Source organism: Thermoanaerobacterales bacterium (assembly GCA_030019475.1).
Classification (GTDB): Bacteria; Bacillota; Desulfotomaculia; order Desulfotomaculales; family JASEER01; genus JASEER01.
In genome coordinates, this window is sequence record JASEER010000057.1 from 1 (window position 1) to 9,063 (window position 9,063).

Annotated in this window: 14 protein-coding genes; 2 read left to right on the forward strand and 12 right to left on the reverse strand. The window is 56.8% G+C overall.

All coding sequences use genetic code 11. The annotated features are described in order from the left end of the window. The 7 genes from QMC81_11050 to QMC81_11080 form a co-directional block, all read right to left on the reverse strand. The coding region (locus tag QMC81_11050; GenBank protein ID MDI6908005.1) for an adenylyl-sulfate kinase at positions 1 to 240 on the reverse strand (240 nt) is incomplete at its 3' end. Positions 241 to 271: 31 nt separating this feature from the next. Then, entirely contained in the window at positions 272 to 1,663 is a 1,392-nt protein-coding gene (locus tag QMC81_11055; protein ID MDI6908006.1) for an O-antigen polymerase, read from the reverse strand. Positions 1,664 to 2,385: 722 nt separating this feature from the next. After that, on the reverse strand, positions 2,386 to 2,559 hold the full coding sequence (locus tag QMC81_11060) for a sugar transferase (GenBank protein ID MDI6908007.1): 174 nt from the start codon (positions 2,557 to 2,559) through the stop codon (positions 2,386 to 2,388). A 27-nt stretch (positions 2,560 to 2,586) separates the two neighbouring features. After that, a complete protein-coding gene (locus QMC81_11065; GenBank protein ID MDI6908008.1) occupies positions 2,587 to 3,120 on the reverse strand; it encodes a hypothetical protein in 534 nt (177 codons plus the stop codon). 163 nt (positions 3,121 to 3,283) lie between these two features. Further along, on the reverse strand, positions 3,284 to 3,820 hold the full coding sequence (locus QMC81_11070) for an HD domain-containing protein (protein ID MDI6908009.1): 537 nt from the start codon (positions 3,818 to 3,820) through the stop codon (positions 3,284 to 3,286). 5 nt (positions 3,821 to 3,825) lie between these two features. Continuing rightward, positions 3,826 to 5,373, reverse strand: coding sequence for an undecaprenyl-phosphate galactose phosphotransferase WbaP (gene wbaP / locus QMC81_11075; GenBank protein MDI6908010.1), 1,548 nt, complete (start codon positions 5,371 to 5,373; stop codon positions 3,826 to 3,828). After that, on the reverse strand, positions 5,370 to 6,254 hold the full coding sequence (locus QMC81_11080; protein MDI6908011.1) for a Wzz/FepE/Etk N-terminal domain-containing protein: 885 nt from the start codon (positions 6,252 to 6,254) through the stop codon (positions 5,370 to 5,372). Before QMC81_11080 ends, wbaP begins: the two co-directional genes overlap by 4 nt. A gap of 226 nt (positions 6,255 to 6,480) precedes the next feature. Between QMC81_11080 and QMC81_11085 the strand changes: the two genes are divergently transcribed. Beyond that, the gene (locus QMC81_11085; GenBank protein ID MDI6908012.1) at positions 6,481 to 6,759 is read left to right on the forward strand and encodes a type II toxin-antitoxin system Phd/YefM family antitoxin; all 279 of its coding nucleotides are present in this window, start codon (positions 6,481 to 6,483) and stop codon (positions 6,757 to 6,759) included. Continuing rightward, positions 6,756 to 7,169, forward strand: coding sequence for a putative toxin-antitoxin system toxin component, PIN family (locus QMC81_11090; GenBank protein MDI6908013.1), 414 nt, complete (start codon positions 6,756 to 6,758; stop codon positions 7,167 to 7,169). The genes QMC81_11085 and QMC81_11090 overlap by 4 nt, the downstream gene beginning before the upstream one ends. Before the next feature lie 24 nt (positions 7,170 to 7,193). Here QMC81_11090 and QMC81_11095 read toward each other — a convergent pair whose 3' ends face one another. The 5 genes from QMC81_11095 to QMC81_11115 all read right to left on the reverse strand — a co-directional run. Continuing rightward, complete coding sequence (locus QMC81_11095; GenBank protein ID MDI6908014.1) at positions 7,194 to 7,556, reverse strand: DUF5615 family PIN-like protein; 363 nt, start codon at positions 7,554 to 7,556, stop codon at positions 7,194 to 7,196. Next, positions 7,553 to 7,789, reverse strand: a complete 237-nt coding sequence (locus QMC81_11100; protein MDI6908015.1) for a DUF433 domain-containing protein — start codon at positions 7,787 to 7,789, stop codon at positions 7,553 to 7,555. Before QMC81_11100 ends, QMC81_11095 begins: the two co-directional genes overlap by 4 nt. Before the next feature lie 229 nt (positions 7,790 to 8,018). After that, a complete protein-coding gene (locus QMC81_11105) occupies positions 8,019 to 8,249 on the reverse strand; it encodes a hypothetical protein (protein ID MDI6908016.1) in 231 nt (76 codons plus the stop codon). Next, positions 8,239 to 8,430 (reverse strand): type II toxin-antitoxin system HicB family antitoxin, encoded by a 192-nt coding sequence (locus tag QMC81_11110; protein MDI6908017.1) that lies wholly within the window; start codon positions 8,428 to 8,430, stop codon positions 8,239 to 8,241. The genes QMC81_11105 and QMC81_11110 overlap by 11 nt, the downstream gene beginning before the upstream one ends. 246 nt (positions 8,431 to 8,676) lie before the next feature. Then, the coding region (locus QMC81_11115) for a hypothetical protein (protein ID MDI6908018.1) at positions 8,677 to 9,063 on the reverse strand (387 nt) is incomplete at its 5' end.

A 9,063-nucleotide genomic window follows, 5' to 3' on the forward strand; every position in this document is an offset into this window, starting at 1 on the left:
CACAATAATGCCATTTTTGGACAGGATGTTTGCCAAAAACGCGATGCGCCGAATATTTTCCATTCGGTCAAGCTTAGTATAACCTAGGGTAGGGGAAAAAACCTTTCTAATAATGTCACCATCCAAAACCTCAACACGGCATCCACGGTTCTTGAGTTCAAGCGCGACTCGCCTCGCCAGGGTTGACTTTCCTGCTCCACTGTGGCCTGTAAGCCATATGGTTAACCCTTGATGACTCACCCGGAAAACCTCCGTTTTACAGTCCAAGAATCTAGTGCCATGTTTTTTGTTCCTTTTGATAGCTTATTCGGATAAGACGGTATCCCAAGTATGCAACAATAAGCGGCAAGACATGCATTAGATACAAATGAACTGTGCCATAGACACCAGTACGGACTAAACGCGAAAGGCATCCCACAAAGATGGCAAACAACAATATCTTTAAGATGGAGTACTTGAATCTACGACTACCTATCCAACCAAGCAGACTGCCCACAAAGCCTAATCCAATAAGCATTCCAGCAACCCCAAAATTACTATATAGCTCTCCAAGAATGGTTGTAGTTATCGTAATGTTCGCAGCAGCAAGGTTGGGATATAGAATATTCGTTAAGCGAAGCGGGCCCAGATAATCTGGCTTATCCGGGGAAAAATCTCTCGGTACTGCATATAGAAAAATATCCATCATAGTCTGGCCATAAAAATAGTCGCGCTCATAAGGAATTGTTGATATAGTTGACACATAACCATCAAATGGGTTAAGATCACTGGTTAATCGGGATATCAAATCAAGGTTTAAGGCATCCGAACCTGAGACTGCCTGTCTGTAAAGAGCGAATGAAAGCGTGATAACAACTATGATTAATCCGAGAGCAACAAGTTTACGGACATTAACACGTCTCGAGTTAGTAATCTCCCAGATCACGATAGAGGCTATTAGCAGTAGAATAATGTTCTCTCTAAATCCGAGGCTGAGATTAACTAGACCCGCCAACAGACCCAGGCCAGTCAAGAAAAGAGCACGCTTATGGGAACAACGGTTACTCCATACGGCAAGTGAGATAAGAAAGGCATCATTTATCAACCAGCTCAACCAATATAAGACTGTGTGGCCTCTACTAAGCTCCTGCTTGCTCCCAAGTAAGACATAGGATCCCTCATTAAGCAAGGTCAACTTGTAGAACGAGAGCAAAGATATTAGGGTAAAAAGGAGTGCTATAAATAATAGCCATCTGCGGGTCCTCAAAGGAGCATCCGAGCCACTGTAGATCCGCATTGTGACTCTGTTTGCTCCGAGTTTAATGGCAAAATACGCTATGAAAAAAACAGAGTACGCTAATAGGGCTAGGACTATTGCAACTTCAATTGTATTTTCCATCGAATATGAATTAGGGCTATGCCTAAGGAACCGAATATCAGGCTGAGGAAAAAGTAACAGGTATATCGGACGAATAAGGAAGAATATTGCAAAAAACACTGAAAACACAACGCCCGGACTAAGTGTGATTGTTGAACTTCTTAAGTCCACTGTTACGGTAACCAAGAGAAGAATCCCTAGAGCTAGTAATGAAGTCCAAATTCGGACTCCGTCCATTGTGGCAACGAGACTAGCTAACCCAGTCAAGACCACGATCACAGACAAGTACTTGGCTTCACGTTTCATAACACAAATCCCACATCGTCTCAATACTGGCAGCATGTGTTTACTAACCCCTACAAGCCAAAGACTGCACAATCCGTCGAGGTAGCCTATTTGCGAATGGATCTCAGCTACGGGTATAGCCTTCAGGCCTATCCCAAGACACCTTGGTACATAATCCATCTGTTCTCACTGTCGGTTTCGAGCCGCAAACCGCATAGTATGATTTCAGATACCTGGCCGAGGAGCATCGCGAAGGATGGGATGAGGGGACTGTGTGTCTAACACCGCTGAAGCTGCCATTACCTAGGCCATCATTATTGATTATCTTTCCCCGCATGGTATAACATAACGATCCCGGATGTCTTGTTCGATTTCCATTCTACCGCTCTGTTGCTTGTATGGGGTGTATAGTACGGCAAATCGGATATCACCCAAGCAATTAGCCTTCCAACAGCCCCAGCGATCATGGGTTTCGAGACGGGTTCGTACTTTAGCGGATTCTCCTACGTCTATCAAGTGATAGCCATCAGATCTAGAATCAATTACTGCGTATACACCGGATCTATCCTCAAGGCTACTGGTACTCGAATAGGGACCACTGAACTGGTATGCACCGATAGTAACAGCTATTATTTCACCTCCCTCCCCCTAAACACTGAATAGAACGTTCTTGAAATCACAGTCCCCTTCGTCCCTTATTCACCTGTGCCAATTAACACGGGAGGAACATAGCCTTTAATCACTCAATACGCCCCCCGCCTTGCCAGCACTACGCTCACGGTGCGCAGGAGGAGCGTCAGGTCGAGCCACAGGGACCAGTTGCGGACGTACCAGGATTCGAGATACAGGCGGCCGTCGAAATCGACGTCGTTGCGGCCGCTGACCTGCCACAGTCCGGTGAGGCCGGGGCGGGCCAGCAGGATGGTGGGAATATAACGACGGGTTCATAACAGGCCGTTGTCCCTCAGGTCCGTGAGGGCATTGCTAATCTCGCCTTCCGTCAGGTGCGGCTTCAGAGCGGTGACTCTGGCAATAACTTCTACCCGAGGCACGTTGTTGTGCTCTTGGGCCAGCTCGCTATACACAAAATGTGTAGTAGCAAGGCATTCCAGTTCTCTGACCGGGCGATGACCTAGCAGGCGCACCAGCCGCCCCACCTCGCGGCACACGTCCTCATCGGCGAAACGCATCACCTCATCAATGCGTGAGCCGGGGGCGATGCTGTAACCGAAACCCGAAGGGTTGGCTTCAATAGTCATCGCCCCGACGTCTTCCAGGTAGGTAAGATCCGCCCACACATCCTGGCAGTATGGTCCGAAGTAGTGGATTTTGTATCTGTATCCTAAATCAATACCCAGTGCACTTTGCAGAAGATAGATCACCTTTTGTATCAGGGTGTGCCCGACACCGTGACCTTCTTCCTCGCCAAGTCTTGTAATATGTGCTAAGGCGGCCAACCGCATCAACCTTTGGCTCATTACCGTGACCTCCTTCGTGATTCTCTTTCACGCCAAAAGCATTCGGCAAATTCCTGCACATCGGACCTAATAGTCGGTTCCGCATAGATACGGCACTTTTCGATTTTGCTCAGACGGCGAACGACGGCGGATTTCGATTTGAGCGGCTCGTAACGGCCGCGGTCTAAGACAAATATGAGAGGGCGTTCATATGAATACGGGCGGCATACTCCTCCCGTGCCGTGCCAACCGCGATTTGAGCCACTATGCCGCTCGTGCCCTTGCCGTGGTGTTTGTCTATGATTTTGCTGATTTCCGTCTCGGTAATAAGTCGGTAGGTCACATCCTCGTGTCTTATCTTGCTGCCACTCTTGCTACGTCCCAAGAGGTCCTCGGCGGCGTGTGAAAACGGTGGATGACCCAGGTCGTGCAGCAGGGCGGCCAGGCGTGCCAGAGTTCGGTAACGGTTAATATCTTCTCCCCGCCATCCCAGAGTCTCGCCATGCCGCGCCACCAGGCCGCTTAGCATCTTATCGATTACAAAGAGCGTACCGAGAGAGTGCTCAAATCGAGTATGCATCGCGCTGGGGTACACCAGGAAAGTCGTACCCAGTTGATTAATGTTTCTCAGCCGTTGAAAGTAACGGGTACCGATAATCTCCTGTTCACAGTCATCTACGCTAATAAAACCGTGGATCGGGTCACGGTAATCCCGCAACATTGTTCCTAGTACGCCCCCTTCCGCCCTAGGACAACGGTCACGGTACGCAGGAGGAGCGTCAGGTCGAGCCACAGGGACCAGTTGCGGACGTACCAGGATTCGAGGTACAGGCGGCCGTCGAAGTCGACGTCGTTGCGGCCGCTGACCTGCCATAATCCGGTGAGGCCGGGACGGGCCAGCAGGATGGTCGCGGCGTGGTCGCCGAGGCGCTCCCGCTCCCGGGGCAGATACGGCCGCGGGCCGGCGAGGCTCATGTCGCCCATCAGGACGTTTATTAACTGGGGCAGCTCGTCCAGGCTGAAGCGGCGCAGGAACCGGCCGGCGCGGGTCACCCGGGGGTCGCGGCCCCGGAGCTTGGCGTACCGCTCCCACTCCTCACGGGCGGCGGGATCGGCCGCCAGGTAGTCCCGCAGGATGGTGTCGTTGTTAAGGTACATCGTGCGGAACTTCCAGCAGTCGAACTCGCGGCCCCTACGGCCGAGGCGCTTGCACCGGTAAAAGACGGGGCCGGGGGAATCAAGCTTGATGGCCAGGCCGATGACGGCGAAGAGCGGCAGGCACAGGGCCAGGGCGGCGCCGCCGGCCAGGATGTCGAGAACGCGCTTGAGGGCGGCGTTGAGCGGGTTGGCCAGGTTGTTGCGCACCCGCAGGACGAGGGCCTGCTCGTTGAAGAAGTAGTCGGCCTCGACGCCGACGACGGGGATGCCGAAGAGGTCGGGCACGACCAGCACCTTTTCGGCGGACTGTTGGAGGCGGTTGACCAGGCTGACCAGCTTCGGCCCCGGCAGGCCCGGGGCGGCGACGACCAGAGTGCGGACGCCGGTCCCGGCCATGACGCGCTCGGCGTCGGCGAACCCGCCGAGGACGCGCGCCGGGCGGCCGAAGGGGCCGCTGAAGGTCCGGCGGCGCTTGGCCGGGTCGTCGTCCAGGAAGCCGACCACCTGGTAGCCCAGGAAGGGCTCGCGGGCGACGGCGTCGGCGACCATTTCGCCCGTCCGGCCAGCGCCCAGGATGAGGACGCGGCGGCGCCAGAGGCCGGCGCGGGCCAGGAGGTTCTTGCCCGCGTAGCGGGCGGCCGGGACGGCGGCGAGGGCGAAGAGCCAGACCAGGGTGAGCAGGGTGCGGGAGACCTGGCCGCTCATTTTCCCCAGGGAGACGACGGCCATGACGACCAGGAAGCCCAGGGTGCAGGCCTTGACGGTGTTTTCGAACTCCCGCCAGAAGGGCAGGCGGCGGGTGTAGAGCCCCTGCCAGGCGAAGGCGGCGACGAAGACGAGCCCGATCCACCACGTCTGGGTGAAGATTTCGGCCGGCAGGCGCGGCGGGAAGGCGTCGAACCAGCGCGGCAAGACGGCGACGCGGACGGCCACGGCCAGGCCGGCCGCCGCCCCGAGGGCGAGCAGGTCGAGACCGGCGAGGGCGGTGCCTTCGGCGAGGCGCCGCGCGTAGCGGCGCACGGCGGCGAGAGGCGCGAACGCGGCGCAGGGCAGGGGCATGTCGTCCACCGCCCGCGGGTCTATCGCGGCAGGCTGGGCGACCGGCGGCAGGTTCACGCCGGGCCACCTCCCTTGAGGTTCAGCGGGTTGCGGCGGAAGTAGTCGCGGACGAAGGCGCCGAAGACGCCGAGCATGAGGCCCAGGACGCCGGCGACGGCGACGTTCAGCTTCTTATTGGGCTTCTCGGGGTAGACCGGCTCCCGGGCGGAGCGGACGGTCGTGACCTGGCGCAGGGAGTCCAGATCCTTCTGCAGGCCCAGGTAGCGGTCCAGGAGGCCGATGCGCTGCTCCTCGAAGGCGCGCAGGGTCTCCAGGACCTGGGAGCGGCGGAAGTCCCGCTCGCCCCGGCTGAGGCCGGCCATGGCTTCGACGGCGGCCAGGTCCTCGTTCGCCTTCGTGATGCTCTTTTCCACGTCGAGCAGCCGCCGCTGGACGGTCGTCAACTGGTTGGCCAGCATGGTGCGGTTCTCCTCGTAGTCCGGCGCGCAGTCCTCCTTGAACAGCTCCACCATCTTTTCGACGACGGCCTTCCCCTCGGCGCGGTCGGTGGTCATGATGGAGACCTGCAGCATGTTGGTGTCTTTCACCGGGGTGACCTCGATGTCCTCCTTGAAGCCCCTGAACTCTTCCATGGGGACGTCAAGGTTCAGTTCTTTGATGGTCTTCAGCAGGAGGTCGTCGCTCCGGAGGACCTCCTTGGCCGCGGCGGGATTGGTGTAGACCGGCGAGTTGAACTGCCCGAGGGCGATGGTGGTGCTGACCTTGTAGACCGGCGGAAGGAGAAAACTGATCACGGCCGCGGTCACTATGGAAAGCAGGAAGACGCCGGTGATCATCCAGCGGTAGCGCCACAATACGAGGACGAGGTCGCGCAGGTCGATTTCATCGTCGTAGGGCGGCGGCACCTGAGGCTGTGCTCCGGGGACGGGCTGCGTCAATGCGATTCACTCCAAGGCGGGCGGACGCGGAGGTCCGCCCCTACGTATTCGGTCGTCGGTCGTCAGGCGTCGGGCGTCGGGCGTCGGATCCGGTTGATGGCAGCTTTATGGATTTTTCTACATCGGTTTACACGTTCCTGCCTCGAGAGGGAAAAGATCGGCTACTGTGCCTGTTACTTGACCCGGAGTGTCAGGATGGTGTAAGCTAAACCTGGAGGTGAAGCTTATGGAAAACGTAGTGGGCGTGGAGGAAGCGAGGCGGACTCTGGGTCGTCTGATCCGGCGGATCGTGGAGACCGGCGAAGAGGTAATCATAACCCGGCGGGCCAGAGAAAAGGTGGTAGTGATGAATTACGAAGAGTACAAAAAACTCCGGGAGATTGCGGCAGAGGCCTCGACCGCCAAGGTTTCCGAAGCGTTAGCCCGGATTCGCACGGCGGTGCGCGAGGCCGGCCTTTCCGCCGGGGTTGTTAACGATGCCCTGCGTGAGGTTCGGTCCCGTTGACACGAATCGTGATGGATACCAACGTTATCGTCTCAGCGATCGGGTGGAATGGGCCGCCATCCCGGCTGTTGGAAGCCTGCTTAAAAGGTAGGCTCAGGCTTTTTATCAGCCCGGCCAGCCTGCAGGAAGTGGCGGAGGTGCTCGCCAGACCGAAACTTGCGGTAGTGGCGAGGCATCCTGACCTGCCGCCAGTGCTTGCCTGGTTGCATCATCCGGCTCGCCTTGTCTTTCCTGCGGCTGAACCGCGAGTGGTGGAGGAGGATCCGGATGATAACAAGGTGGTCGCCTGTGCCGTGGAGGCGAAGGCGGAGGCGGTCATTACCGGCGACGACCACCTCCTGCGTCTGGGTACCTGCGAAGGGATTGCGATTATAACACCCGATCAGGCGTGCGCGCGGTGGGGCGTTTAGAGAGATAGAAAACAGCCAGAATGATCAGGCTTGCGGAGTCATCTTCCGGATACGGATCCGGCTAGGCGTGATGACCGTATAGGAATTGCACATTTCCAAAAGGTACTTCTGCAATGCTGTGAACACCAGCTGCCCTTTCTTTTCTTGAGGCAAGCCTGCGAGGCGAATCAGGATAACCCCCTTGCTCACCCGGCGCTGGCGGAAAACGATCTCGCCGAAGTCCTTATCTGCTGTGATCAAGAGTGCATCCCGCGAATTTGCCATATCAAGCACCGCGGCGTCTGTGATACCAGGTTCCATTTCTGCCACCCACATAACCTCATAGCCGCAGTTTCTCAGCTGGTCGACGATCTGCCGGTCGATGCTTTCATCCGCAACCAGGATCATTTCACTTCTTCTCGGACGGGATATACTACGTCGGCCTTCACAGCCTCGGCCGCAAAAACCAAGGCGGCTCGGATCGCTTCTTCCGTTAAACGGGGATAGGCCTGAAGAATCTGTTCCACCGTTTCCCCGGCGGCCAGCTTTTCCAGAATTAACGAAACCGGAATCCGTGTTCCCCTAATTACCGGTTTGCCCATCATGATGTCGGGGTCTGATTGAATCCACTCTTGTCTCATTGAAAACACCCCTTTCGTGAATCAGTTCTCTGATCGGATCATTATGATTCACGGCGTATTACTATAGTATACCACGGCGCCCGGGCTGAAGTCCTTGTCCGCCGTGGCGGAGCGTTTAAACCGGCAGCGGCAGGGCTTTCAGCGTCGTTCAGCGTTCAGATCCTTCAGGATCAACACTTCGATTTCTTCAATTCCTTTTAGATCGGCGTCGTTAGTGATAAAGATGTCGCTAATTCTCCCAACTTGCTCTCTCCCGGCACACATATTCCTGGGCATCAACATCCTTCCAGATTTCTGCTCCCAGACCGGCCATTTCCATCCACGTCTTCTTTTGGACTCGGACAGGTTTCTCACCTGCAAGCCGTGTAGAGAGTCTGGCAATAAGTTCTAACTGCTCGCTTACCGGGAGTGCTGCAGCGAGCCTCAATAGTTCCGTTATGCTTTTTCTTTCAGTCGCCATCGTTTACCTCCTTCAGGCCCAGTTCTTCGGCGTTTTCCAAATAGAGTTCTACAGCCTCCTTCAGATTGAGAAAGGCCTCTTCTATTGTATCGCCGGCACTGGCTACACCAAGTTCAGGGCATTTGGAAACGTAGCCGTATTCTTCTTTCCAGATGAGGCTCGTCAAGTTAAAGCGTGGCATAGTTTTGTCCCCCCTGACATTCGCCCCGATTTGTCTCTCCATACTGATTCACTTCACTGATCGGATTCACTATTCTGATTCACTTCTCATCAGTATAGTATACCACGGCGGCCCGGCGGGGTGCTTCAGCCGCTGGCGCTGAGCGGATTCGCCGGGCGAATCCGGACGGCGGCGGGCGGCTGAAACGGTCTCCGGGCGCCGGGAGCCGGGCATCAGTCGCATAATTTAGTATGGTGTCCCCGAAATTTATACCGGCAGCGGCAGGGCTTTCAGCGTGTCGTAGAGGTCTTTGAACCGCGGGTTCAGCTTTTCGGCTTCCTTGAGCAGGGCCCCGGCCTCTTTGGCCTTTCCCTGCTTTTCCTTTGCCAGGGCGAGCCAGAGGGTGGCCTGGCCCTTGGCGTTCCGGTCCCGCAGGTTCTTGCGTGCCGGGTCGAGTTCGGCGACGGCCGGCTGGTACTCGCCGCGCAGGCAGCGCGCCACGCCCAGGCTGAGCCGGAGGTCGGGGCGCGGCTGCAGGCGCGGGCCGGACCAGAGGCGCAGGTCCTCCTCGCTCACGGCCTTCATCCGCTCGGCCATGCGTTGCGGGACGGCCAGGGCCTTATCGGTCCAGGCGCGGGCCTCGTCTTTCTTTCC

Bases quoted from the DNA above. Each gene is read 5' to 3' on its own strand.
- QMC81_11055 (MDI6908006.1), bottom strand. From the start codon at position 1,663: ATGAAACGTGAAGCCAAGTACTTGTCTGTGATCGTGGTCTTGACTGGG.
- QMC81_11065 (MDI6908008.1), bottom strand. From the start codon at position 3,120: ATGAGCCAAAGGTTGATGCGGTTGGCCGCCTTAGCACATATTACAAGA.
- QMC81_11070 (MDI6908009.1), bottom strand. From the start codon at position 3,820: ATGTTGCGGGATTACCGTGACCCGATCCACGGTTTTATTAGCGTAGAT.
- QMC81_11085 (MDI6908012.1), top strand. From the start codon at position 6,481: ATGGAAAACGTAGTGGGCGTGGAGGAAGCGAGGCGGACTCTGGGTCGT.
- QMC81_11095 (MDI6908014.1), bottom strand. From the start codon at position 7,556: ATGATCCTGGTTGCGGATGAAAGCATCGACCGGCAGATCGTCGACCAG.
- QMC81_11100 (MDI6908015.1), bottom strand. From the start codon at position 7,789: ATGAGACAAGAGTGGATTCAATCAGACCCCGACATCATGATGGGCAAA.
- QMC81_11105 (MDI6908016.1), bottom strand. From the start codon at position 8,249: ATGGCGACTGAAAGAAAAAGCATAACGGAACTATTGAGGCTCGCTGCA.
- QMC81_11110 (MDI6908017.1), bottom strand. From the start codon at position 8,430: ATGCCACGCTTTAACTTGACGAGCCTCATCTGGAAAGAAGAATACGGC.